The sequence below is a fragment of the Aeromonas sp. R4-1 genome, assembly GCF_040908325.1.
Taxonomy (GTDB): domain Bacteria; phylum Pseudomonadota; class Gammaproteobacteria; order Enterobacterales; family Aeromonadaceae; genus Aeromonas; species Aeromonas veronii.
Genome location: NZ_JBFODM010000098.1, coordinates 117176 through 142025 on the forward strand (window position 1 = coordinate 117176; position 24850 = coordinate 142025).

28 protein-coding genes are annotated in these 24850 nt (G+C 59.9%); 8 read left to right on the forward strand and 20 right to left on the reverse strand.

All coding sequences use genetic code 11. From position 1 onward, the window contains the following. Window positions 1–223: 223 nt before the first annotated feature. From mdh to AB5Y90_RS18900, 5 genes are all read right to left on the reverse strand, one after another. A complete protein-coding gene (gene mdh, locus AB5Y90_RS18880; protein WP_005340384.1) occupies window positions 224–1159 on the reverse strand; it encodes a malate dehydrogenase in 936 nt (311 codons plus the stop codon). Window positions 1160–1380: 221 nt separating this feature from the next. Next, the gene (gene artM / locus AB5Y90_RS18885; RefSeq protein WP_005348902.1) at window positions 1381–2043 is read right to left on the reverse strand and encodes an arginine ABC transporter permease ArtM; all 663 of its coding nucleotides are present in this window, start codon (window positions 2041–2043) and stop codon (window positions 1381–1383) included. A gap of 3 nt (window positions 2044–2046) precedes the next feature. After that, entirely contained in the window at window positions 2047–2697 is a 651-nt protein-coding gene (artQ, locus tag AB5Y90_RS18890; protein ID WP_043826111.1) for an arginine ABC transporter permease ArtQ, read from the reverse strand. 3 nt (window positions 2698–2700) lie between these two features. Then, entirely contained in the window at window positions 2701–3438 is a 738-nt protein-coding gene (locus tag AB5Y90_RS18895; protein ID WP_019445594.1) for a transporter substrate-binding domain-containing protein, read from the reverse strand. Between the two features lie 24 nt (window positions 3439–3462). Next, complete coding sequence (locus AB5Y90_RS18900; protein ID WP_005357971.1) at window positions 3463–4203, reverse strand: ATP-binding cassette domain-containing protein; 741 nt, start codon at window positions 4201–4203, stop codon at window positions 3463–3465. 201 nt (window positions 4204–4404) lie between these two features. On the opposite strand from AB5Y90_RS18900, the gene argR reads away from it, so the two are divergent. Then, entirely contained in the window at window positions 4405–4875 is a 471-nt protein-coding gene (gene argR, locus AB5Y90_RS18905; protein ID WP_005340378.1) for a transcriptional regulator ArgR, read from the forward strand. A gap of 90 nt (window positions 4876–4965) precedes the next feature. Here argR and AB5Y90_RS18910 read toward each other — a convergent pair whose 3' ends face one another. The 5 genes from AB5Y90_RS18910 to glnK all read right to left on the reverse strand — a co-directional run bounded on the left by AB5Y90_RS18910 (window position 4966) and on the right by glnK (window position 10361). Beyond that, window positions 4966–5871: a Dyp-type peroxidase gene (locus AB5Y90_RS18910; RefSeq protein WP_139430014.1), complete on the reverse strand. Its 906-nt coding sequence runs from the start codon at window positions 5869–5871 to the stop codon at window positions 4966–4968. 103 nt (window positions 5872–5974) lie between these two features. Beyond that, window positions 5975–7009 carry an ABC transporter ATP-binding protein gene (locus AB5Y90_RS18915; protein ID WP_368167564.1) on the reverse strand — a complete coding sequence of 345 codons (1035 nt, stop codon included), beginning with the start codon at window positions 7007–7009 and terminating at the stop codon, window positions 5975–5977. A gap of 82 nt (window positions 7010–7091) precedes the next feature. Next, a complete protein-coding gene (locus AB5Y90_RS18920; RefSeq protein WP_368167565.1) occupies window positions 7092–8717 on the reverse strand; it encodes an ABC transporter permease in 1626 nt (541 codons plus the stop codon). A gap of 39 nt (window positions 8718–8756) precedes the next feature. Beyond that, entirely contained in the window at window positions 8757–9764 is a 1008-nt protein-coding gene (locus AB5Y90_RS18925; RefSeq protein WP_368167578.1) for a Fe(3+) ABC transporter substrate-binding protein, read from the reverse strand. A 258-nt stretch (window positions 9765–10022) separates the two neighbouring features. Continuing rightward, the gene (glnK, locus tag AB5Y90_RS18930) at window positions 10023–10361 is read right to left on the reverse strand and encodes a P-II family nitrogen regulator (RefSeq protein WP_005341406.1); all 339 of its coding nucleotides are present in this window, start codon (window positions 10359–10361) and stop codon (window positions 10023–10025) included. A gap of 201 nt (window positions 10362–10562) precedes the next feature. Here glnK and arfB point away from each other — a divergent pair, with 201 nt between their 5' ends. Together arfB and AB5Y90_RS18940 are read left to right on the forward strand one after the other, a co-directional pair. Next, complete coding sequence (gene arfB, locus AB5Y90_RS18935; RefSeq protein WP_021230947.1) at window positions 10563–10979, forward strand: alternative ribosome rescue aminoacyl-tRNA hydrolase ArfB; 417 nt, start codon at window positions 10563–10565, stop codon at window positions 10977–10979. A 29-nt stretch (window positions 10980–11008) separates the two neighbouring features. Then, on the forward strand, window positions 11009–11500 hold the full coding sequence (locus AB5Y90_RS18940) for a methylated-DNA--[protein]-cysteine S-methyltransferase (protein WP_274160552.1): 492 nt from the start codon (window positions 11009–11011) through the stop codon (window positions 11498–11500). A gap of 359 nt (window positions 11501–11859) precedes the next feature. Here AB5Y90_RS18940 and AB5Y90_RS18945 read toward each other — a convergent pair whose 3' ends face one another. The 4 genes from AB5Y90_RS18945 to tapT form a co-directional block, all read right to left on the reverse strand. Then, window positions 11860–12285, reverse strand: coding sequence for a hypothetical protein (locus AB5Y90_RS18945; protein ID WP_005340360.1), 426 nt, complete (start codon window positions 12283–12285; stop codon window positions 11860–11862). A 194-nt stretch (window positions 12286–12479) separates the two neighbouring features. Further along, the gene (gene yaaA / locus AB5Y90_RS18950; protein ID WP_100646812.1) at window positions 12480–13253 is read right to left on the reverse strand and encodes a peroxide stress protein YaaA; all 774 of its coding nucleotides are present in this window, start codon (window positions 13251–13253) and stop codon (window positions 12480–12482) included. A 47-nt stretch (window positions 13254–13300) separates the two neighbouring features. Continuing rightward, complete coding sequence (gene tapU / locus AB5Y90_RS18955) at window positions 13301–14410, reverse strand: type IVa pilus ATPase TapU (protein WP_368167579.1); 1110 nt, start codon at window positions 14408–14410, stop codon at window positions 13301–13303. 28 nt (window positions 14411–14438) lie between these two features. Next, on the reverse strand, window positions 14439–15473 hold the full coding sequence (gene tapT, locus AB5Y90_RS18960; protein WP_005340354.1) for a type IVa pilus ATPase TapT: 1035 nt from the start codon (window positions 15471–15473) through the stop codon (window positions 14439–14441). A gap of 39 nt (window positions 15474–15512) precedes the next feature. Here tapT and AB5Y90_RS18965 point away from each other — a divergent pair, with 39 nt between their 5' ends. From AB5Y90_RS18965 to AB5Y90_RS18985, 5 genes are all read left to right on the forward strand, one after another. Further along, window positions 15513–16214: a YggS family pyridoxal phosphate-dependent enzyme gene (locus tag AB5Y90_RS18965; RefSeq protein WP_368167566.1), complete on the forward strand. Its 702-nt coding sequence runs from the start codon at window positions 15513–15515 to the stop codon at window positions 16212–16214. Window positions 16215–16356: 142 nt separating this feature from the next. Beyond that, window positions 16357–17181, forward strand: a complete 825-nt coding sequence (gene proC / locus AB5Y90_RS18970; RefSeq protein WP_307895563.1) for a pyrroline-5-carboxylate reductase — start codon at window positions 16357–16359, stop codon at window positions 17179–17181. Window positions 17182–17192: 11 nt separating this feature from the next. After that, window positions 17193–17744: a YggT family protein gene (locus AB5Y90_RS18975; RefSeq protein ID WP_005341416.1), complete on the forward strand. Its 552-nt coding sequence runs from the start codon at window positions 17193–17195 to the stop codon at window positions 17742–17744. Further along, on the forward strand, window positions 17744–18046 hold the full coding sequence (yggU, locus tag AB5Y90_RS18980) for a DUF167 family protein YggU (protein WP_139461355.1): 303 nt from the start codon (window positions 17744–17746) through the stop codon (window positions 18044–18046). Before AB5Y90_RS18975 ends, yggU begins: the two co-directional genes overlap by 1 nt. Before the next feature lie 43 nt (window positions 18047–18089). Beyond that, window positions 18090–18509 carry a DUF4426 domain-containing protein gene (locus tag AB5Y90_RS18985; RefSeq protein ID WP_005340339.1) on the forward strand — a complete coding sequence of 140 codons (420 nt, stop codon included), beginning with the start codon at window positions 18090–18092 and terminating at the stop codon, window positions 18507–18509. A gap of 90 nt (window positions 18510–18599) precedes the next feature. Here AB5Y90_RS18985 and AB5Y90_RS18990 read toward each other — a convergent pair whose 3' ends face one another. The 6 genes from AB5Y90_RS18990 to AB5Y90_RS19015 form a co-directional block, all read right to left on the reverse strand. Beyond that, complete coding sequence (locus AB5Y90_RS18990) at window positions 18600–19796, reverse strand: NupC/NupG family nucleoside CNT transporter (RefSeq protein ID WP_005348874.1); 1197 nt, start codon at window positions 19794–19796, stop codon at window positions 18600–18602. A gap of 182 nt (window positions 19797–19978) precedes the next feature. Continuing rightward, window positions 19979–20914: a LysR family transcriptional regulator gene (locus AB5Y90_RS18995; protein ID WP_005340335.1), complete on the reverse strand. Its 936-nt coding sequence runs from the start codon at window positions 20912–20914 to the stop codon at window positions 19979–19981. A gap of 82 nt (window positions 20915–20996) precedes the next feature. After that, entirely contained in the window at window positions 20997–21533 is a 537-nt protein-coding gene (locus tag AB5Y90_RS19000; protein WP_307895564.1) for a glutathione peroxidase, read from the reverse strand. Between the two features lie 58 nt (window positions 21534–21591). Continuing rightward, complete coding sequence (locus AB5Y90_RS19005) at window positions 21592–22155, reverse strand: NnrU family protein (protein WP_042084306.1); 564 nt, start codon at window positions 22153–22155, stop codon at window positions 21592–21594. Window positions 22156–22387: 232 nt separating this feature from the next. After that, window positions 22388–23521 (reverse strand): glycerate kinase, encoded by a 1134-nt coding sequence (locus AB5Y90_RS19010; RefSeq protein WP_274160547.1) that lies wholly within the window; start codon window positions 23519–23521, stop codon window positions 22388–22390. 9 nt (window positions 23522–23530) lie between these two features. After that, a complete protein-coding gene (locus tag AB5Y90_RS19015; protein WP_368167567.1) occupies window positions 23531–24793 on the reverse strand; it encodes a GntP family permease in 1263 nt (420 codons plus the stop codon). Window positions 24794–24850: the final 57 nt, after the last annotated feature.

Below are 24850 nucleotides of genomic sequence, written 5' to 3' on the forward strand. Positions count from 1 at the left end.
CTTGCTGCAGGCGCATCGCTCGATACGGCAGCCGATACCGCCTCGGCACCATAGAGGGGCGCGGTGAATGCACCGACAAGAACGAGAAGGGTAAGGGGTTTCATCATAAGGATCTCCTGCTGCACTCTGTTATCGGCACCAACCCCCATCCCCTTAGCCTGCCGGGCGGATCTCATCAATACAAAAGGGAGCCGAAGCTCCCTTGTTGGCACGGTTGACCCGCTTACTTGACGAAATCGACACCCAGCTGGATATCGGCTTTCAGAGTAGCCAGCATGCCTTCCATCGCTTCCTGCTCGAAGGCGCTCAGCTTACCGTAATCCAGTACGGTTTCGACGCCATTCTTGCCCAGCAGTACCGGCTGCGCGAAGAAGGTGGCGTGCTCGCCGTTGCCTTCCACGTAGGCGCACTCGACAACGTTGGCTTCGCCCTGCAGACCCTTGATGAGGGAGAGACCGAAACGGCAAGCCGCCTGACCCATGGAGAGAGTGGCAGAACCGCCACCGGCCTTGGCTTCAACCACTTCGGTACCGGCATTCTGGATGCGCTTGGTCATGGCAGCCACTTCTTCAGCGGTGAAGGAAGCGCCTTCAATCTGGGAGAGCAGCGGCAGAATGGTGACGCCACTGTGACCACCGATCACGTTGACGCGTACCTTGTCGATGTTCAACCCTTTGGCAGCGGCCACGAAGGTCTCGGCGCGGATCACGTCCAGGGTGGTGACACCGAACAGGCGACGCTTGTCATAGACACCGGCTTTCTTCAGCACTTCGGCGGCGATGGCTACAGTGGTGTTGACCGGGTTGGTGATGATGCCGATCAGTGCTTTCGGGCAAGTGGCCGCGCACTTCTCGACCAGATTCTTGACGATACCGGCGTTGATATTGAACAGGTCGGAGCGATCCATCCCCGGCTTGCGTGCCACACCGGCGGAGATCAGCACCACATCGGCCCCAACCAGCGCAGGAGTCGGATCTTCACCGCAGAAGCCCTTGATGGCGACGTCGGTAGGAATATGACTGAGGTCAACGGCCACACCCGGGGTAACCGGGGCAATGTCATACAAGCTCAGCTCGGAGCCGGCCGGCAGACGGTTTTTCAACAGCAGAGCGAGGGCTTGACCGATGCCACCAGCGGCACCCAGAACGGCAACTTTCATGATCAACTCCATGTTTAAGCGTAGGTTTAAGGTTGTTTGTTGTTGTGCGCCCAACCTTAATGGATCCCCCCATAAAAAACAATCTGATAACAGTTGCAGTCACGGGTTCTGTGAGCCACGAAACATGCGGGAGCAAAAATTGGAGGGAAATACAAAAAGTTGGAGGAGAAGCACAGTTTTTCTGCACTTCCCCTTACCATAAAGAGGTAGATTTGAAGGTCTCAGGATTGGAATGCCAGCGCCCGTTTTTCACACCAGCGAAAACCAATTGTTAACAATCCGTTCATCGCCAGATAAAGCCCGCCAGCCACCCCGAACACCGCCAGGGTATCGTAGGTCTGGGCGTTCAACCCCTGCGCCAGCCCCATGATGTCCATGATGGTGATGGTACTGGCGAGGGAGCTCCCCTTGAGCACCAGGATCACCTCGTTGGAGTAGGCAGGCACCAGATGGCGGGCGGCATGGCGCACCTTCATCCACAAGGTCTGGCGGCCGTTAAAGCCAAGCGCACGACACGCCTCTACTTCACCGGCCGGGATGGCATCGAGCGCCCCCTTGAACAACCGGGTGGAGTAGGCCGCCGTGTTGAGACCCAGCGCCAACACGGCGCAGAACCAGGGCTGCTTGAGCAGCGGCCAGAGCGGGCTGGCTTTCAGCCACTCGAACTGGCCCGGCCCGTAGTAAATCAGGAAGATCTGAATGAGCAGCGGCGTACCGGTAAAGAGCAGCACCCACAGCTGCACCAGCTGGGTCGCCACCGGCAGGCGCAGCTCCAGCACCCAGGTCATCAGGGCTGCCAACACAATCCCCAGCAGCAGGCTGAACAGGGTCAGCTCCAGCGTGGTAACCAGACCGCCCAGCAACGTAACGAGATACTCTTGCATCAGTTAGCCTCCGTAGCGGCGGGTGTAGCGGGCAGCCAACCCGAGGCCGTACTCGCTGACCAGACTGATAGCCAGATAGATGAGGGCCGCGGCGGCATACCAGGTGAACGGCTCATAGGTACTGGCCGAGGCCATCTGGGCCTGACGCATCATCTCGTTCACCCCGATAAGCGACACCAGCGCGGTATCTTTCAGCAATACCAGCCACTGGTTGCCGAGGCCCGGCAAGGCGTGGCGCCACGCCTGCGGCAACACGATGCGAAAAAAGATGTGGCTCTTGCTCAAACCCAGCGCCAGCGCCGCCAGCCGTTGACCTGAAGGCACCGCATTGAGCGCCGCCCGCAGGGTCTGGGTCGCATAGCTGGCGAACAGCAGGGAGAGCGCTAGCACGCCACAGGCAAACGGGCTGAACTCCACATACTCGCCAGTGATGAGGAACAACACCTGGGTCGAGCCGAAGTAGATGAACAGCACCACCAGCAACTCGGGCAGGCCACGGATCAGCGTGGTCAGGGTGGCCACCGGCCACACCAATGCACGCTGCTTGCTGAGCTCGGCGGCACTGAACGCCAGTGCCAATACCATGCCCCCGACCAGTGATGCCAAGGCCAGCCCGAGGGTCATCCAGGCTGCATCCAACAACAGGCTCAACATGGCTTACTGCGCGAAGTATTTGTCGAAGATTTTCTGATAGGTGCCGTTGGCCTTGATCTCGGCCAGCCCCTTGTTCAGCTGGGTCAGCAGCTCCTGATTACCCTTGGCGACCGCGATGCCAAAGCCGGTACCGAAGTACTTGGCATCCGTCACCGGTGCACCCACCACCGCATACTCCTTGTGCTGCTTCAGCCAGTCGGCTGCGACAGCGGTATCAGCAAACACACCGTCGGTACGGCCATTCATCATGTCGAGGAAGGCGCTCTGGTAGCTGGCGTACGGCACGGTCAGCAGACCCTTGCTCACCCAGTTATCCACCAGATAGGACTGGTGAGAGGTACCGTTCTGCACGCCGACTGTCTTGTCGACCATCTCTTCCGGCCCCTTGAAGGCCCCTTTCTTGGCGACGAATACTGCCGAGTTCTCGTAGTAGATGTCGGAGAAGTCGACCTGCGCGGAGCGCTCCGGGGTTACGTCCATGGCGGCAATGGCGGCATCATAGCGACGGAATTTCAGGCTGGGGATCAGGCTGTCAAAGGCCTGGTTGTGGAAGCTGCACTCCAGCTTGGCCTGCTCGCAGATGGCACGGGCCAGATCGATGTCAAAACCCTGAAACTCGTTCTTGTCATCCAGGTATTCGAACGGTGCGTAGGTGGCCTCGGTGGCGAACTTGATCTCTTTGGCCATGACGGAGGTACTCAACAGGCCCATGGCAGCAACCAACAACAGACTCTTTTTCATGACAGCTTCCTTATCGATTCAGTATCAATGCATCAAGAATTCGGCAAACCGGCTGGTTTGCGGGGATTGGAAAATGGCAGCGGTGCCGGATTCGATGATCCGCCCCTTCTCCAGATAAATCACCTGACTGGCCACCTTGCGGGCAAAGTCGACCTCGTGGGTCACCACCACCTGGGTAATGCCGGTCTGGCTCAGGTTGCGGATGATCTCGGCCACCTCCTTGGTGATCTCGGGATCGAGGGCAGCTGTCGGCTCGTCAAACAGCAGCACTTCCGGGTCCATCATCAGGGTACGGGCAATGGCCACCCGCTGCTGCTGGCCGCCAGAGAGACGGGCAGGCCAGGCATCGCGCTTGTCGGCCAGTTGCAGCTGGGCCAGCAGGTAGGCCCCCTTCTCGATGGCGGCCTCCTTGCTCATGCCGAGCACCTTGACCGGCGCTTCAATCAGATTCTCCATCACAGTGAGATGTGGCCAGAGATTGTACTGCTGGAACACCATCCCCACCTTGCGACGCAGCAGTTGGGACTGGCGGTTGAATTCGGCAGCAGAGAGGGAGTTCGGGAAAGAAAATTCACTTTCACCAATCCGCAGAACACCCGCATCCGGGGTATCCAGCAGGTTCATCATCCGTAGCAGGGAACTCTTGCCAGCACCGCTCGGGCCCAGCAACACCAAGGTTTCACCGGGAGATGTCCGAAAGCTGACCTGTTGCAGAACCGGCACCTTGTGCCAGGACTTCTCGATACCTATTAATTCAATACCCATACAGCCCAATTGAATAAGTTTTCAAAATTTCATCCCGATTCTATCCCTAATAAAGGTTGATGCAAGCCATTTTTGAATCAATATGCAGAACAAGCGCCGCTTCCTTGCAAAAAACGGCATATGAATGCAAAATGGCCCCGCTGTTCGTATCTGCCGCCTGTATCGCACAGGCCGCCACACCTCCTCATTCGTGAGACCAAGATGAAACACAACGACAAGCAAGAAAAACTGGCCAAGGCCTTTAAAGCCTTGCTGAAAGAAGAGCGCTTTGGCTCCCAGGCAGAAATCGTCACCGCCCTGCAAGAGCTGGGCTTCGAGAACATCAACCAGTCCAAGGTATCGCGCATGCTGAGCCGCTTCGGCGCCGTTCGCACTCGCAATGCCAAGATGGAGATGGTCTACTGCCTGCCGGTGGAACTGGGCGTGCCCACCACCTCCAGCCCGCTCAAGAATCTGGTACTGGACGTCGATCACAACGGCGCACTGGTGGTGATCCACACCAGCCCGGGCGCAGCCCAGCTGATCGCCCGCCTGCTCGACTCCCTCGGCAAGGCAGAGGGGATCCTCGGTACCATCGCCGGTGATGACACCATCTTCATCACCCCGACCAGCGACACCGATATCGAAGAGCTCTACCTCTCCGCCCTCGAGTTGTTCGAACAGACGCCGTAATGGCCGCTACCGCGTCATAGCGGTCACGCCAGAACGAAAAATCCCGGCCAAGGCCGGGATTTTTGTTTTCTGAGTCTTCGTCAGTCGGGCTTATTTACCCTGCGCCATCAAAAAACTTTCAGATGGAGCGAAGAAAGCCGCGCCGGTCACGGCCTTGGTGAAGCGCAGCAGGTGGTCAAAGTGGCTGCCCTCCCCCTTGTACATGCTGGCCAGCATGGCGTTGAAGTGCTGCGGAGTGCGGCAGCAGGAGATGAAGTAGAGCCCCTGCTCGGTCATGGTGCCCCAGGGCATGCTCTGGCGCAGGATCTCCATGGACTCCCCTTTCGGCGTCTTGAGGTTGACCCGCTTGATGTGGGCGGTCAGCGGTTTGGCGGCAGACTCATACTCGATGTTGTCGGGCTTGGTGCGACCGATAATGTCTTCCTGCTCTTTTTGCGCCAGCTTCTCCCAGTCGCTCATGGCGTGTACCCAGCGCTGAACGTGAATGTAGGAGCCACCGGCAAACTCGCCATCAGCCAGCAGCGCCACTTCGGCACGGTGTTCATCCTGCGGGTTCTCGGTGCCATCGACGAAACCGGTCAGGTCACGGCAATCCAGATTGCGGAAACCGCGCACCTCTTCGGCCAGCTCTACCAGTCCGGCCAGCAGTGCCATCACGCGGTGACCGGCGTGGTGCAGCACATCCACCCGATCGGCGCGCAGCTGAATAAAGAGATCAAACGGGGTGTTGGGGGCCTCCTGACCGTTGGCGGATTGCGCCATAAAGCTGCGGAACTGGGGCGGACGGGCGGCAGGGTAGAGACCATCCCAGGCATCGGCGCCAACGGCAACCAGACCGCTGAAACCGGCATCGGGGAAATCGGCGGCGACCGCCTGCCACAGGGCGGGCAGTTTGGCCAGACGGCCGACCAGTTCGGCGGCATCGCCGGTACGATTGAACATCAGATAGAGGGCGTGCAGATTCGGCTCTGCGCAGATCCCGGCTTGGGCTTTCATATATCTCTCCCCTGAGTAGGCGTTAGCGTTACGGGCTATTTGCGTTGCGCGATTATAAACCAGAGTGGATCCAGTTCTTTGATTTCACGACGATATCACGCGTTCAGGGCAAAGGGTCAAACAACACCAACCCATGGGGGGCAACCTTGATCCGTGCCCGCATCCCATCAAGGGGCTCGCCAATGCTCGCCTCCAGCTGCAGATCTCCACACTCGAACAGCACCCGGCAGTGGTGGCCGAGGAACTGCTGCTCCACCACCTTGAGCTCGCCATCTGCGGCGCTCTCCAGCAGCAGCTGCTGGGGTCTGAGCATCAGCTGCAACTGCTCGCCCACCGCCCGGCCATGAGGCTCGCTGCCACAAATGACCCCGAGCGCCGTCTGCACGCAGTAGCTGTCCACCACCTCGGCAGCCAGATAGTTGACCCCGCCGAGAAACTCCGCCACGAAGCGGTTTTGCGGGCGGCGATAGAGCTGCTCAGGCTGGCCCACCTGCTCGATGTGACCGGCGCGAAACAGCGCCAGCCGATCGGCGAAGGCGAACGCCTCCTCCTTGCTGTGGCTGACGAAGATGGCGCCGATCCCCTGCTGCTTGAGCAGGGCGCGGATCTCCAGGATCAGCTTCATCCGCACCTGGGTGTCGATGTTGGAGAAGGGTTCATCCAGCAGCATCAGCCGCGGCTTGCACACGAGAGCCCGGGCGATGGCCACCCGCTGCTGCTGACCGCCGGAGAGCTGGTGCGGATAGCGATCCCCCAGCCCCTGCAGATTGACCAGCGCCAGCGCCTCGTCCACCTGCTGCTGGCGGGCGCGGCGATCGAGTTTGGTCAGGCCAAAGCCGACGTTGTCAGCTACCGTCAGGTGGGGGAAGAGGGCGTAATCCTGAAAGATCATCCCGATATTGCGCGCCTCGGGCGGCACGCTGGCACCCGGCCCGTCGAGCAGGGTATCGCCGAGGCAAATCGTGCCCTCTGCCAACGGCAGCAGGCCAGCGATAGCCTTGAGCAGCGTGGTTTTGCCGCAGCCACTGGCTCCCAGCAGGCAGACGATCTCGTTGTCTGCCACCGTCAGGGAGAGCTGCTCCAGCACATTGCGGCCGTTGTAACGGCAGCTGACATTTTCAACCTGCAAACAGGACAAGGCTGACTTCCTCTCGTTTCTGGCGGCGCGCTGCCTTTCAGTTCAGCACACCGCATGCAATTTCATTGACCGACGCGGCGACTCAGTGGCCCGGACTGTCCAGACTGCGGTTGACCCAGATCAGCGGCAACAGTCCCACCAGCACGATGACGATGGCTCCGAGCGCGCCGCGCTCCAGCATCTCGTCCGAGACAAACTGATAGACGTGGGTCGCCAGGGTATCGAAGTTGAACGGCCGCAGCAGCAGGGCGGCGGGCAGCTCCTTCATGGATTCGATGAATACCAGCATGGCACCGGCAAACAGACCACGGCGCACCAGCGGCAGATGGACCCGCCGCAGCATGCCGCCATCCCCCTGCCCCAGGGAGCGGGCCGCCATGTCGAGGCTGGGGGAGATCTTGCCCATGCTGCTCTCCACCGAGCCGATGGCGATGGCCACGAAGCGCACCAAATAGCCGAACACGATGGCGGTAATGGTGCCGGTCAGCAGCAAGCCCGGCCCCTGACGCCCGAGCCACTCGGCCAGATCGTTGATGGCAAAGTCGAGGGCGGTGAGCGGCACCAGCACCCCGATGGCCAGCACGGTACCCGGCATGGCGTAGCCCATGGCGGCGATGCGCAGGGGCAGCAGACTCTTTATCCCGCCATCGAGACGGCGGAAGAAGCCAAGCAGCAGGGCGATGCCCATCGCCAGCAGAGCGGTCAGCGCCGAGATAGCCAAGCTGTTGCCGGCAAAGCGGACAAACTCCGGCGTCCATGACAACTCGAAGTAACGCACCCCGTAATCGAGCAGGATGACGAATGGCAGGCCAAAACCGGCCAGCACCAGCCCCCAGCACCAGAAAGCGGCCAGAGCGCGACTCATCCCCTTAAGCGGATAGCGCAGCGGCTGCTCATGGCCCATGGACTTCTGGAACACCTGCTGCCGACTGCGCGAGCGGCGCTCCAGCGCGATCAGCAGCACCACAGCCAGCAGCATCAGGCAGGAGAGTTTGGCCGCGGTGGCCAGACTGCCATAGCCAAGCCAGGTGTCGTAGACCGCTGTGGTCAGGGTGTTGATGGCAAAGAAGTGGACGGTGGCGAAATCGGCCAGCGTCTCCATGGCCACCAACGATACCGCCACCATGATGGCGGGGCGCGCCAGCGGCAGACTGAGACGACGAAAGCTCTGCCACGGGGTACAGCCGAGCAGGCGGCTGGAGTGGATCAGGCTGACTGACTGCTCGAGAAAAGAGGCGCGGGTCAGCAGATAGACATAGGGGAACAGCACCAGCGCCAGCACCCAGGCGGCGCCACCAAGGGAGCGAATGGCCGGAAACCAGTAATCGGCTGGACTGTTCCAGCCAAAGAGTGCTCGCAACCCGGCTTGAAGCGGGCCCGAGTAGTCGAGCAGGTCGGTATAGACGTAGGCGACGATATAGGAGGGCATGGCCATTGGCAGCATCAAAGCCCACTGCAGGGCACGCCGTCCCGGTACCTGACACATGGCCACCAGCCAGGCGGTAGGCACGCCAAACAGCAGGCTGAGCAGCACCACGCCGACCACCAGCCCCAGAGTATTACCGAGATAATCGAGCAACACGGTATCGGCGAGGTGGCGAAACAGCTCCCCCTCAGCCGAAAAGGCAGAGAAAAGCAGGGCTATAACCGGTAAACCCAGCAGCAGGGCGGTGGCCCAGCTGCCGGTCATCCATCCAAAATTTTTCATGAGACCACAGAGGTTGATGGGGCCGTTGGCCCCATCTGATTACAAGTCGAACTTTACTTCATCCAGCAACTGCAAGGCGTCCTTGCGGTGCTTGGCGTAATCGCTGACCGGTAGTGCGTCAGACTTGAAACTGCCCCAAGACTTGACCATGGCGGAAGGCTCGACTCCGGCCTTGACCGGATATTCGGCGTTCACGTCCGCATACATGTGCTGGGCGGTCTCGCCAGCCAGAAACTCCATCAGCTTCTGGGCCTCGGCCTTGTTCTTGGCATATTTGGTCATGGCCACGCCGCTCACGTTGACGTGGGCACCGCGGTCAGCCTGGTTCGGGAAGTTGATATAGACCGCATCCGCCCAGGACTTCTGCGCAGGATCTTTCAACATGGCGCCCAGATAATAGCTGTTGCCGAGCGACACGTCACAGATACCATCCTTGATCGCCTTGACCTGATCCCGGTCGTTGCCCTGCGGCTTGCGCGCCAGGTTGGCCTTGACCCCTTCCAGCCAGGTTTTGGTCTCGGCCATGCCGTGATGGGCAATCATGGAGGAGACCAGCGCCACATTGTACTCATGCTTGCCGCTGCGGGTGCAGATTTTCCCTTTGAATTCCGGTTTGGCCAGATCTTCGTAGCTGATGGTGCCCTGCTTGCCGAGGCGATCCTTGCTGGAGTAGATGGCGCGAACCCTGGTAGTCAGGGCGAACCAGCGATTCTCCGGATCACGATAGATGGCGGGGATGTTCTCCTGCAGGATCTTGCTGTCCACCGGCTGCACCAACCCCTTGTCCACCAGATCGGTCAGACGGCTGATATCGACGGTCAGCATCAGGTCGGCCGGAGAGAGTTTGCCTTCCCGCTCCAGACGCTCGTTCAACCCCTCTTTGGCGAACACCACGTTCACCTTGATGCCAGATTCCTTCTCGAACTGCTGGATGATGGGCTTGATCAGCTCATCCTGCCGGTTGGAGTAGACATTCACTTCCCCGGCCGCCAATGCCGACTGAGCTGCCAACGCAGAGAAAGCCAGTGCCAACATCTTCATTTTCATCATCCATTCCTTGATTAGCTATACAGAGTGATAACGATTTCCGTTTGCATTCTGCATACATCTTATAAGCGGATCAAGAAAGCTCGCCGTCGCCACATCACATATTTAATCGCCCATAATTGAAAAGGGCCGGATGGAATCCCATTCGGCCTCTTCTGAGCAAAACGTTATGTTGATCAGGCTTCAATAAGCGCTCACTCCATCGGGATTCCCCGAGCTCGGGAGGTCAACAGATCTGTACGTCACGGATGCGGTTCATCACAGCGCCTCGTCGTCACTCTCGCCGGTGCGGATGCGCACCGCTTGCAGCAAGTCGTAGACAAAAATCTTGCCGTCGCCGATCTTGCCGGTATAGGCCGCCTTGCAGATCGCCTCGATCACCCCTTCCACGTTATCATCGGCGGTAGCAATCTCCAGCTTCACCTTGGGCAGGAAGTCGACCTGATACTCGGCTCCCCGGTATAATTCGGTGTGTCCCTTCTGGCGGCCAAATCCCTTGACCTCGGACACGGTCAGCCCTTCCACCCCCAGGTTGGCAATAGCCTCGCGGACATCGTCCAACTTGAACGGTTTGATAATCGCACTAATCAGCTTCATCTGGTTGCTCCCAATCCATGGTGTGTCATTAATCGGGTTTCAATTCTTATGCCAAGTATTTTTATTGTTTTATTTCATATAGATAGAGTTTAATGCCTGCGCCATTCGCCAGGCACATCCCCATAACCGGCCAGCACGCCCCATAATGAGGCACCATGCTGCAGCGGTCAGCGGGTATGCACCAAACAAGAGCAAAACAGCATGTTAGTTATCTCCAACAGCGTCACGATTCCCTGGCATGAGCTGCAATTTCAGACCATGCGGGCACAGGGCAACGGTGGACAGCACGTCAACAAGACCGACTCCGCCGTCTGGTTGCGCTTCGATTACCGCAACTCTCCCAGCCTGACGCCCCTCTACAAGGAGGGTCTCGACAAGCTGAGCGACAGCCGGGTACACGATGGCTTTATCCTGATCCGGGTCGAGAGCCATCGCAGCCAGGACATGAACCGCAAGGAGGCGATGAGCCGTCTGGTGGAGTTGCTGAAAAAAGCAGCCTGGCGCCCCAAGGCTCGCCATGCCACCAAGCCGACCCGCAGCTCCCAGCGCAAACGGGTCGATGCCAAAAAGCGCAAGGGGGATATCAAGTCCGCCCGCGGCAAACCGGTTCTGGACTGAGCCCCCCCGCCCCCAAAGGATGTCAGCCGATGAGATACAGTTTTTGCGACAGCGCCCGCGGCCCCCTGCTGATCGCCATCGATCAGGATGGACTGCGTCACGTGGAGTTCATGCACGGGGAGCGCCCCGTCATGCCGCAAGCTGACTGGCAACGGGATGACAAGGCGCTGGCCCCCTATCTTGCCCAGTTCAATGCCTATTTCGCCGGAAAATTGCAGCAGTTCGATCTGCCCATGGCAGCGAAGGGCACCCCGTTCCAACAAACGGTGTGGAATGCTTTGTGCGATATCCCCTATGGCGAGACCGTGAGCTATCTCGAGATTGCCCAGGCGATAGGCAATCCCAAGGCGGTGCGGGCTGTGGGCGCTGCCAATGGGCGCAATCCGCTGAGCATCATAGTGCCCTGCCATCGGGTGATCGGACGCAGCGGCGAGCTGACCGGCTATGCTGGCGGCATTCCCATCAAGCGCTGGTTGCTGGCTCTGGAACAGACTGGCACAACATTCGAGCTGGCCCCATGAGACGATGAGCGCCTTGGAGAGGGCGGGACAATATGGTGACCAGAATGAAAAGGATTTCAGTCAGTGACCACGCTTTGCTGACAAGATGAACAGAAAATGAAGAATCGCCTCAGAACTACTTCAGATTGAGCTTGGCATGATGGCTCCATACTTGAATGGCACGGCTCATTCGCTGATTCAAGTAGCACCCATGTGACGCTTCCAATCTGTCTTTTTCCCCGCGCCTCCTCTGAGGCGCTTTTTTTGTGTCGACACAACAGGCCACCACTTGGGTTGAATGGCCTGAACGCCACAAAATCTGCGCCCGCCCAAAAACCAAGAGGCGAAGGATCATCCTTCGCCTCTGACGTAACAGCTGGCTACTCGCTCTGGGGCAGGAATTGCAGCTCCGGCGCCGAGGAGGTGAGCACATCGGCGCAATAATCCCAGGTCGAGATGCGATAGTGTTGCAGGTCTTCATCCAGATGCAGGCCGTCCGACTCCTGATGGAACCAGCTGGCAAAACGGGATGGGGTGATGAGCTGGATCTGCTCTTCGATAGCGTGACTATCCTTCCCCTCGGCCAGATCGCAATCTTCGATGACCCGCAGGGCGTAGATATGGCGAAAATAGACCCGGCAGAGGATTTGCGGGGGCAGATCGATGCTGCGTGCCCGACCCAGCATGATGGTCAGGGAGTCGCTCCAGAGATCCTGATGCAGCTCGGCAACGACCAGCCCGGGTGGGAGCTGGCGGGACGGAGCCCAAGGGACGGCAACCTGCCGAATGGCATTTTTCTGTTCCATATTCACCTCACGACGACTCGCTCCCTGTCTTGAGTCTATCTGAACCACATAGTCCCGGCGAAGGCAATCGATGGACAATAAAAACGGCAATAAAAAAGCCGACGTATCAAACGTCGGCGAATAAAAAGTGCTTACAACAGAGGATTCACATATTCAGACCCACGGGTCGAAAGATTGGTTCCCTCTTTTTGTAATTAATTTTCGGCGCGTTTAAACATCAGGGTATTGGCGTCCGACTCTTCCGGTACGAAGTAGTAGCCCTCGGCGTTGAAACCGGTCAGCTGCTCCACCTCGGTCAGACGGTGCTTGATGATGTGGCGAGCCATCATGCCGCGCGCCTTCTTGGCGTAGAAGCTGATGATCTTGAACTGGCCGTTTTTCTCATCCTTGAACACCGGTGTGACAATCCGCCCTTTCAGGCTCTTGGGTCGTACCGACTTGAAATACTCGTCGGAGGCCAGATTGATCAGCACTTCATCCCCCTGCGCTGCCAGCGCGTCGTTGAGGTGGTGAGTGATCACCTCCCCCCAGAACTGGTAGAGATCCTTGCCGCGACTATTGTTGAGCCTGGTCCCCATCTCCAGTCGATAGGGCATCATCAGGTCGAGGGGACGCAACACGCCATAGAGGCCGGAGAGCATCCGCAGGTGTGCCTGAGCGAAGTCAAAATCGGCCTCGCTGAAATCCTCTACCGCCAAACCGGTGTAGACATCCCCCTTGAAGGCCAGCAGCGCCTGACGGGCATTGGCGGGGGTGAAATCTGGCTGCCACTCGGCAAAACGGGCGGCATTGAGACCGGCCAGCTTGTCGCTGATCTTCATCAGTGTGGCGATCTGGTCAGGGCTCAGTTGGCGGGCTCGGCTAATCAGCTCGGCGGAGTGATCCAGCAGCTCGGGTTGGGTGAAACGGGGGGTCACCAGCGGTGACTCGTAATCCAGCGTCTTGGCCGGGGAAACCACAATCAGCATAACGTTCCTTTCTGGCTAGGGGCCGAACAGCGGATCGGCCCCATGTTTCATTCATCCAGCGTCACATTTTCCAGTGTGCCGGACCCCAGCTGCTCGCGACCGGAGAGCTTGATCAGCAGCCGCAGGTCGTTGGCCGAGTCGGCATGGGCGAGGGCCTCACTGTAGCCAATCTGGCCGGCGCAGAACAGGCTGAAAAGCGCCTGATCGAAGGTCTGCATGCCCAGTTCGGCAGATTTGGTCATCACCTCCTTGAGACGGTGCATCTCTCCCTTGCGGATTATGTCGGTGATGAGCGGGGTATTGAGCAGGATCTCGAATGCCGCACTGCGCCGCAAACCATCGACACTCGGCACCAGTTGCTGGGCGACAATAGCTCTGAGGTTGAAGGAGAGATCGAACAGAAACTGGCGGTGTTTGTCTTGCGGCACCAGATGGAGGATGCGATCCAGCGCCTGGTTGGCATTGTTGGCATGCAAAGTGGCGAGACAAAGGTGGCCGGTCTCGGCGAACTGCAGGGCAAACTCCATGGTCTCCTGACTGCGGATCTCACCGATCAGGATCACGTCCGGCGCCTGACGCAGCGAGCTTTTCAGCGCCACATCGAATGACTCGGTGTCGATCCCCACCTCTCGCTGGGTCACCAGACTGCGACCATGCTGATGGACGAACTCCACCGGATCTTCCACCGTCAGAATGTGACCATCGGCATGCTGGTTGCGATAGCCGATCATCGCCGCCTGGGTAGTCGATTTGCCCGCCCCGGTGGCGCCGACAAACAGCACCAGTCCCCGCTTGGCCATCGCCACCTCTTGCAGGATCTTGGGTAGCTGCAAATCTTCAAAGGTGGGAATGCGGGTCTCGATACGCCGCACCACCATGCCGGGCAGCTCCTGCTGCCAGAAGGCGCTGACCCGAAAACGACCAAGAGCCTCGCGATAGATCGCGTAGTTGGCCTCCTTGGTGCGGATATAGCGCTCGAAGAGATCGCTGCTGAGGGTATCCCTGACCAGCGTCAGAGCCCCCTTCTTGTCGAGCGCCTCCCCCCCCAGCGACACCAGATGGCCATTTACCTTGAGGGTGGGCGGCGAGCCCACCGTCACAAACAGATCCGATCCCTTTCGCTCGACCAGCTCGCTCAGCAGATCATCCAGATTCATCATCTATCCCTCCCTGGACGCGAGTCTCTTAAATGCTGTTGGGATCGACGGCCTTAGCCTTGGCATCGAGGGATGCCACCACGCCACGACTCACCAGCTGCTTGAGGCTCTGATCCATGGTCTGCATGCCGTGGGTCATCCCGGTCTGGATCACCGAGTAGAGCTGGGCAATCTTGTCCTCCCGGATCAGGTTACGCACCGCCGGAATGCCCATCATGATCTCGTGAGCCGCCACCCGACCGCCACCAATGCGCTTAAGCAGGGTCTGGGAGATAACCGCCCGCAGGGATTCGGAGAGCATGGAGCGCACCATGTCCTTCTCCGCGCCGGGGAAGACGTCGATGATACGGTCGATGGTCTTGGCCGCCGACGAGGTGTGCAGGGTGCCAAACACCAGATGGCCAGTTTCGGCGGCGGTCATGGCCAAACGAATGGTCTCAAGGTCGCGCATCTCGCCCACCAGAATGATGTCCGGGTCTTCCCGCAGTGCCGAGCGCAGGGCGTTGCTGAAGCTCTTGGTATCCCGGTGCACTTCCCGCTGGTTCACCAGACAGCGCTTGTTCTCGTGGACGAATTCGATGGGGTCCTCGATGGTGAGGATGTGGTGATGGAAGTTCTCGTTGATGTAGTTGACCATGGCCGCCAAAGTGGTCGACTTACCCGAGCCGGTCGGGCCGGTCACCAACACCAGACCCCGCGGGAACTCGGCAATCTTGCGGAAGATCTCCGGCGCATCGAGATCTTCGAGGCTCAGCACAGTGCTGGGGATGGTACGAAATACCGCGCCAGAGCCGCGCGCCTGCTGGAAGGCGTTGACCCGGAAACGGGCCAGATTGGGCACCTCGAACGAGAAGTCGACCTCGAAGTTCTCCTCCAGCTCCTTGCGCTGATGGTCGTTCATGATGTCGTAAATGAGGGCATGCACTTCCCGGTGTTCCAGGGCGGGCAAATTGATCTTGCGAACCTCACCATCAACCCTGATCATCGGGGGAACCCCGGCGGACAGGTGTAGATCCGAGGCTTTATGCTTTACACTGAAAGCCAATAACTCTGTGATATCCATAGACTTGTCATTCTCCCATCACAAGATCACTAACGAAATATGAACCAGATTGCCCAGCACCTGTTTCAGGTAAAGGAACGTATTGCCCAGGCCGCCGAACGGGCGAGCCGCAACCTGCAGCAGATCCGCCTGCTGGCCGTGAGCAAGACCAAGCCGGTCGAGGCCATCATGGTTGCCCATGCTGCAGGTCAGCGCTGCTTTGGCGAATCCTACGCTCAGGAAGCGGCGGCCAAGATCGATACCTTGCGCCAGCAGCCGGAATATAGCGACATAGAGTGGCACTTTATCGGCCCTTTGCAATCGAACAAATCCAAACTGGTCGCCGAACGGTTTGACTGGGTGCAGAGCGTGGATCGGGACAAGCTGATCGACCGCCTCAACAACCAGCGCCCAACTACAATGGCACCGCTAAATGTTTGTCTGCAAATCAATATTAGCGGAGAGAGCAGCAAATCCGGAACGTCGGAACAAGAGATTTTCCGCCTTGCCGAGCTGGTCTCCCACAGTGACCGACTGGTGCTGCGGGGGCTGATGGCCATTCCCGAACACACCAGTGACGAGACCGTCTTGGCCGCCCAAATGACCCGCATGCAGACTCTGTTCACCGAGCTTGCGCGACAATACCCCACGGTGGATACCCTCTCGATGGGGATGACCGAGGATCTTGAACTGGCGATAGCCCACGGCAGCACCATGGTGCGGGTCGGCACCGCCATCTTCGGCGCCCGTGACTACTCATAGGCAAGGCCAGCGGATAACCCATACGTCCGCCTCTTGCCGCGACTTCATCAACAGGAGCGTTTGATGGAACACCGAATTCTGGCGTCAGGTGGTGCAGGTAGCGCCAACCCCGCCGCGACCCCATGTGCAACAGGAGCATCTGATGCAGCATAGAACGCTGGCCTTTATCGGCGCGGGCAACATGAGCCGCAGCATCATCGCCGGACTGGTCAAGGCGGGTTATCCCGCCGGGCAGATCACGGCTGCCAACCCCAGTCTGCCCAAGCTGGAGGCGCTGGCGAGCGACTACGGCATTCGCATCACCCAGAGTAATGCCGAGGCGGCCCGCGACGCCGAAGTGATCGTGCTGGCGGTCAAGCCGCAGCTGATGGCTGGCATGCTGGCTGCGCTGGTTGCCGAGCTGGGCTCCCTTGAGGGCAAGTTGCTCATCTCCATCGCGGCCGGTATCAAGGTCGCGCGCCTTGGCGAGATGGCCGGTGGCCATGACCGCATCATCCGCACTATGCCCAATACCCCGGCCCTGCTGGGTCTGGGCATGACCGGCCTCTATGCGCCCGAGCATATTGGAGCCAGTGATCGCGAGTTTGCCGAGCAGATGATGCAGGCAGTCGGCAAGACCCTCTGGGTGGAGCAGGAGTCCGGCATCAACGGCGTCATCGCCGCGGCGGGCAGTGCCCCGGCCTACTTCTTCCTCTTTATGCAAGCCATCGCCGAAGAGGCAGAGGCGATGGGCTTCTCACCCGAGCAGGCACGCCTGCTGGTGCAGCAGACCGCGCTGGGCGCAGCCGCCATGGTGGAGCAAAACCCGGAGCTGGCGCTGCAGACCCTGCGTGAGCAGGTGACCAGCAAGGGCGGCACCACAGCCGAAGCCATCAAGACATTCCAGCAGCAGGGGCTGATGCCGCTGACTGCGCAAGCCATGCAGGCGGCCGTTGCTCGCGCCACCGAAATGGAAACCCTCTTCTAACAGGAGCCCAGATGAACACTGCTTACTTTCTGATTAACACCGTTTTCGATCTCTACCTGATGGTGATCCTGCTGCGCGTCTGGCTGCAGTGGGCCCGTGCCGACTTTTACAACCCGATGAGCCAGATGGTGGTCAAGCTGACCAATCCGCTGGTGATCCCGCTGCGCCGCGTTATCCCTGGCTTTGGCGGCATCGATCTCGCTTCCGTGGTGCTGGCGCTGGCCATCGCCTTCGCCAAGCTGGCCCTGCTCAAGAGCATGAACGTGCTGCTGGCGGACTGGCTCAGCATCAGCCTGTTTGCCGCGCTGACCGTGCTGAAGAAAGCGGGCTCGATGATCTTCTGGGTACTGCTGATCCGCGCCATCCTGAGCTGGGTCAGCCAGGGCCGCAACCCCATCGAATACGTGATGCATCAGCTGACCGAGCCGTTCCTCGCCCCTATCCGCCGCGTACTGCCGGCACTGGGCGGACTGGATCTCTCGGTGTTAGTCGCCTTTATCGGCCTGCAAGCCATCAACTACCTGCTGGGTGACCTGTTTGGCCAGCTGTGGTGGATGATTTGATGCCAGCCGTCCTGCAACAAGGGGATGAACTGGTACTGCATCTGGTGATCCAGCCCAAGGCGAGTCGGGATCAGATCATCGGATTGCATGGTGAAGAGCTGAAAGTGGCCATCACGGCGCCGCCCGTCGATGGCCAGGCCAACAGCCATCTGATCAAGTTTCTGGCCAAGCAGTTCAAGGTGGCCAAGGGACAGATCACCATAGTGCGGGGCGAACTGGGGCGGCACAAAACCGTCGCCATCGACAGCCCCAAACAGTGGCCACAAGAAGTGAGTGCGCTACTGAATGACACGCAAGGCTGAATGAATCGGCCTGCGCCAACCGTAGATATGAGAGGGATGACAGATGAAAACAGCCTGGATGAGTGGCCTGCTGGCACTGCTGATGACCCTGCCGCTCAAGGCAGAACAGATGAAGGAGCTGGGCCCCTGGCTGGTGCACTACAACGCCTTCAACTCCAGCTTCCTTACACCAGAGGTCGCCAAGGCGTATGGACTGGAGCGCAGCCGCTACAACGCCATCATCAATATCGCGGTACAGGACAAGCAGAAAGTGGCGCAAGCCGTGGGTATCACCGGTGAGGCCAAGAACCTGACCGGCACCATCCGCACCCTGAACTTTCAGGAGGTAAAAGAGGGGGATGCCATCTACTATCTGGCAACCCTCCCCTACCGCAACGAAGATACCTATCAGTTCACCCTGAAGATCATGGGCGGTGGGCAGCAACAGAACCTCAGCTTCCAGCAGACCTTCTACGTCGACTGAGCAGCAACAAGAAGCCCCGACCAAGGCCGGGGCTTCATTTTATCCATATGACAAGGGCGCCCTTGTTACATCTATTCCGTACAGCTGCTATTACAGGGCGAGGAACAGACCGGCCAGACAGGCGCTCATCAGGTTCGCCAGCACGCCGGAGAGAATGGCGCGCATGCCGTAACGGGCGATGAAGGATTTGCGCTCCGGCACCATGGAGCCCAGACCGCCGATCAGGATCGCCATGGAGGAGATGTTGGCAAAGCCGCACAGGGCGAAGGTCACGATGGCCTTGCTCGACTCGCTCAGGGTCTGATCCTGCACCAGACCGATAAAGGCGACGAACTCGTTGACCACGATCTTGGTACCGATCAGGGCGCCAGCGGCTTGCGCCTGATCCCAGGGCACACCGATCAGCCAGGAGACGGGGGCAAACAGCCAGCCCAGAATGATCTGGAAGCTCAGATCCAGCCCTACCAGACCGCCAGCCCAGCCGAGTAGGCCATTGAGCATGGCGATCACGCCAACGAAAGCCAGCAGGGTGGCACCGACCGCCACCGCGATATTGAGGCCGGACATGGCGCCATCGGCAGCCGCTTCGATCACATTGGTGGCGCGGGGGATCTCAACATCCTGATGGTGATCGACCTCTTCAGCTCCCGGCGGCACCAGGATTTTGGCCATCGCCAGACCGGCAGGGGCCGACATGAAGGCGGCAGCGATCAGGTATTTCAACTCAACCCCGAGGCTGGCATAGCCCACCAGGGTGCCACCGGCGACGGAAGCGAGACCACAGCTCATCACAGCGAAGAACTGGGAATCGGACATCTTGGAGAGGTAGGGTTTGACCACCAGCGGCGCCTCCACCATACCGACGAAGATGTTGGCGGTCGCGGAGAGGCTCTCGGCACGGCCGGTGCCCAGCAATTTCTGCAAGCCACCACCCAGCAGGGCGATCACCCGCGGCATGATGCCGATGTGATAGAGGATGGCGATCACCGCAGAGAAGAAGATGATGACCGGCAATACGTTGAAGGCAAAGATGAAGCCCAGCTTGAACTTGGCCAGATCGCCGAACAGGAAGGCGATCCCCTCCTGACCATAACCGATCACGCTACTTACGCTCTCGCTGACCCCGTTCAGCACGTGCTGACCAGCAGGCAACCAGAGCACCAGACCGGCAAACATGATTTGCAGGCAGAGGGCAAGGCCAACTGTTCGCAACGGGATACGACGACGATTATCAGAGCAGATGACGGCAAGCGCCAGGATACTCAGGATGCCGAGCAGGGCAATCATAGGGACTCCATCAGGTGGGGCAAAAGATGGGCGCGGATTCTGCGCCTCTCACCCCGTCACTGCAAGTCCGCTTGGTTACAACCCTGTTAGAAAAAACGTTTGCACGATATCGGTTGCGCCAACTGGCTGATTTGGTTCGATTTTAGTATCAGGAGAAATCGAGAGTTCTTATATGGAAACAATTATTCCTCACCGCCGGACAATTTACCCCCGAGCCAGGGGGCCAGTCGCTGCTCCCAATAGGGCTCGGGGCCAAAGCGGGCCTTGAGAAAATCGATGAAGAGACGGATCTTGGGATCCAGATGTTCACGCCGGGCATAAACGGCGTGTACCGCCATCTGTTGGTTCGGTCGCCACCCTGGCAGCACAGGGATCAGCTTGCCGCTCTGTAACTCCTTGTCCAGCAAGTAGTTGGCAATATAGGCGATACCGAGCCCGGCCAGTGCCGCATCCCGCACCGCCTCCGCCATATCCACCCGATAGTTGCCCGCCACCTGCACCGTCTGGCGCTCCTTGCCCTGGCGAAACGACCACTGGTGATAGCGCCGCTCCCGACTCTGGTAAGTGATGCAGTTGTGCTGGGCCAGATCCTTGGGATGAAGTGGCGTGCCGTGGCTCAGCAGATAATCCGGCGACGCCGCCACCACGAAGCCAATGTCGGCCAGCCGCTGTCCCACCAGCCCTTCCGGCTTGTCCTCATAGGTGGTGAGCCAGAGATCCAGCCCCTCATCCACCAGATTGGTTCTGTGGTCGAACAGCGAGACCTCCAGCTCCAACTCGGGATAGCGATCCTGAAACGCCTTGAGATGAGGAATGACGTGCAAGCGGCCAAAAGATTGGCCCACCCCGAGATGGAGCACGCCACTCACCTTGCCACGCCGCTCGGCGATCATGGAGTCAGCCTCCTGCGCCACCGCCACCAGCGCATGACAGTGACGGGCATACTCCTGACCCAGCTCGGTCAGGACGAAGCGGCGGGTGGTGCGCTGGACCAGCTGGGCGCCAAGGGTGGTCTCCAGCAGCGCCAGCTGCTTGCTGATATGGGATTTGGAGACCCCGAGACGACGGGCGGCGGCAGAGATCCCCTGCTCGCGCACCAGCGCATCGAAGATCACCATTTGAGGAAGACGTTGCAGCACAGGATAACCGGATTGAGTGGCGGGAGCCCATTATTCCAGAGCCGCCCGCCAAGGGGTAGGGTCAGAGCCCCAGCGCCCGGGTGATCTGCAGTTTGAGGGGGTCGTCAGCCGGATTCTGGTTGGCGCCGTAGCTGGCGATCAGCTTGCCATCGCGCCCCACCAGATACTTGTGGAAGTTCCAGTTCGGCTCATCCCCATCAGCGGCCGCCGCCAGCCCCTTGTACAGTGGCACAGCATCGGAGCCCCGCACCGCTACCCGATTGAACATCGGGAAGGTGACCCCATAGTCGCGGCGGCATACCTCGGCAGTCTTGGTCTCGTTGCCCGCCTCCTGCCAGAAATCGCTAGAGGGGAAACCCAGAATAATCAGCCCTTTACCCTTGTAGCTCTGGTAGAGCTTCTCCAGATCGCGGAACTGGCCGCTGTAGCCGCAGTAGGAGGCGGTATTGACCACCAGCACCACCTTGCCCTCGGTCAGCTGACAGAGGTTGTGGCGCTGGGCATTGTTGAGTTCCCGCATCTCCACATTGAAATAATCGGGGCACGCCGCAGAGGCCGCGCCGGCCCCCAATAACAGCAACAGAGTGAACCATTTCATCGCCAAGACTCCTTTTGTTTTGTCCATCATACGCGGTTGCCAGAGCCGCAGTTCACTCTCAATGCAATGGAATGCCGGTCAGCCAGCCGTGGCCCCAGAACACCAGCAGCGCAGTGGCAGCCAGGCCCGCCCCGACGCTGATGCCAGTGCCCGTCCAGTTAGCCGCCGGGCGGGGATATCGCTGCCAGTCCCGCACCGAAATCCAGACCATGCTCACCAGCGCCCACAGCCCGATGCCGCCAAACAGCACCAGAGATCGCGCCTCGCTATTGACCAGCAGATGGGCCACCGCCCAGAGCAGGGTACCGAGCAGTTGGGGATGCACCAGCCAGCGCCGCAGATGGTTGGGCCCCTGGCCGGAGAAAAAGAGGATCAGCGCAAAGGGCATCATCACCGTCATGGTCATCGGCCCCCACTCCGGCAGGAAGTAGAGCGGCAGCGAGCTGGCCGAGCGCCAACCGGCGATGATGCAGGCGATGGCGACAAACACCAGCAGGGAGAAGAGCCCCTTGTAGCGGTTCTCACCCAGCCGCTCGCGCAGTCGCGCCCGATGGGCCACCGCAAAACAGGGGTAGAGATGGATCAGGGTAAACAGCGCAACCCCCAGGGTCAGCAGGAACATGAGTCTCTCCTTGTACTTGGTACGACCACTATGCCGTAAAGGGAGATGTGCGCCTATCAAAACCGCGCTGACCCATGGAGTCAAAAGTGTGGCAAGACAAAGGAACGGAAAGAAAAGAGCCGATCACGATGGATCGGCAAATAAGTGCCAGGGCAGTCAGACATCTCGCGGGATGGGAGATGCCCCAAACGGGGATATTGAGTGGCCGATGGCGCGCATCGGCCGAACCGGATCAGCCCTTGAGCTGATAGAGCGCCGCTACGTTGCGCGCAGTGAGTTGAATATTGGTGCAGGCGCTCTCCAACGCCTCCGGCAGGGACATGGCGCGGTTGACCACGGCGAATACCGCGTCCAGCCCGTGCTCGTGTACCACACCGCAATCATCGGTCAGGCAACCGGAGATACCGATCACCGGCTTGCCGAACTGCTTGGCGCAACGTGCGACACCGATTGGCGTCTTGCCATGGATGGTCTGACTGTCGATGCGCCCTTCGCCTGTGATGACCAGATCCGCATCGGCCACTTCCTCGGCCAGTTTCAGCGCTTCGATGACGATCTGAATGCCGGGCTTGAGCTCGGCACCGAGCAGACCGACCAGTGCGGCCCCCATGCCACCGGCAGCGCCCGCCCCCGGAATATCCTTCACCTGCTTGCCGAGCGACTGCTCGATGCAGTCGGCATAACGGGAGAGGTTGGCATCGAGTTGTGCCACCATCTCGGGGGTCGCCCCCTTTTGCGGGCCAAACACCGCAGAGGCGCCTTTCGGGCCGCAGAGCGGGTTGTTCACATCGCACGCTACCTCGATAACCAGATCGCTCAGACGCGGATCCAGACTGCTCAGATCGATGGTCGCGAGCTCACCGAGACCCGCGCCACCCAGCTCGATGGCAGAGCCATCGGCTTTGAGCAACTTGCCGCCGAGCGCCTGGATCATACCGGCTCCGCCGTCATTGGTGGCGCTGCCGCCGATACCGAGGATGAGGTGCTTCACTCCCATCTCCAGCGCAGCCAGGATCAGCTCGCCGGTACCGAAGCTGGAGGTGAGCAGCGGATTGCGCTGCTCGGGCGCCACCAGATGGATACCGGAGGCGGCGGCCATCTCGATGACGGCGCGCTCGCCATCGCCCAGCAGGCCGACGAAGCCCTGTACCTTGTTGCCAAGGGGCGCGGTCACTTCGACCGGCAGGATGCGGCCACCAGTGGCATCCACTAGCGATTGCACCGTGCCCTCGCCGCCATCGGCCATCGGCAATTTGACGTAGGTGGCGTTCGGCAGCACCTGCTTGAAACCGGCCTCGATGGCATCAGCCACCGCCATGGCGCTCAGACTCTCCTTGAATGAATCGGGGGCAATAACAATTTTCATATCAATTCCTTAGGCGAGGCCAAACACGCCAAACATCAGGGTGGAGACAGTGGCAATGGTCAGACCGACTGCGGTTTCGTAAGGGATAAGTTTCAGGCGCTCACCCACCCCCATGTGGACGCTGCCACCGGTGGCATGGAAAAAAGAGCCGTGGGGCATGTGGTCAAACACGGTGGCACCGGCATGGATCATGGCCGCTCCGGCCAGACTGCTGATCCCCAGTTCAATCAGGGTGGAGCTGAATACGTTGGAGGCCACCACGGTACCGGCGGTGGTCGAGGCGGTCGCTAGCGACATCAAAGCACCGGAGATAGGCGCCAGCAGGTAAGAAGGCAGACCGGAGGCGGTCAGGCCGCTGATCAGCACATCTTTCAGGCCGGAGTTGGCGATGATGCCTGCCAGGGTACCGGTACCCAGCAGCATGATGGCAACCGGCGCCATGCGGGCGAGGCCGGAGACCGCAAACTGGTTCACCTTGCTGAATTTACCCATCATCAGGGCACCAACCAGACCACCGAGGGGCAGTGCAATCAGCGGATCCACCACGATACCGGCGACCGGCCGCAGGGCCAGCAGCAGGATGGCGACCAGCGGCGCGCTGATGGCGGCGGCAAAGCCCGGCAACTTGGCACCGGCAAAGCTCACCACTTCATCAGCAGCAACCTTGCTGCCCTTGTTGTTCAGCCGCTTAGCCAGCCAGTAGGCCATCACCAGACCGAACAGACCCGGAATGATGCCTGCCGCCATCACAGAGGTGAGGGGCAGATGGAAAGCATCAGCCGCGGCAATGGCGTTGGGGTTGGGGGACATCACGTTGCCCGCCTTGCCGCCGCCGATCATCGCCAGCAGGATGGCCGCCTTGGAGAGGTCGGCACGGCGGGCGATGGCCAGCGCGATGGGGGCGACCGTGATAACGGCCACATCCACGAATACGCCGACCGCAGTCAGGATCAGAGTCGCCAGCGCCAGTGCCAGCAAAGCGCGGGTTTCACCCAGCTTCTTGACGATGGTCTCGGCGATAGTGGTGGCCGCACCCGATTCGATCAGCACGCCCGCCAGTACACCGGCCGCCAGGATCCGCATCACCGCAGTGGTGATCCCCTGGGCGCCGCCGATCATCAGGGCGACGGTCTGGGTCAGGTCGGCACCGCCAATCAGGCCACCGGCCAGGGCACCCACGATCATGCCGTAAGCGGGCGGCACCTTCTTCAAAATGAGGATGATGGCGATGGAGAGCGCCGCGATGGCGCCAAGGGCTGAAACCGGGATCATGACGGACACCTTCAATGGGAGTGAATGGCCGCCATTATGGAGATCTGCAATCAGAAT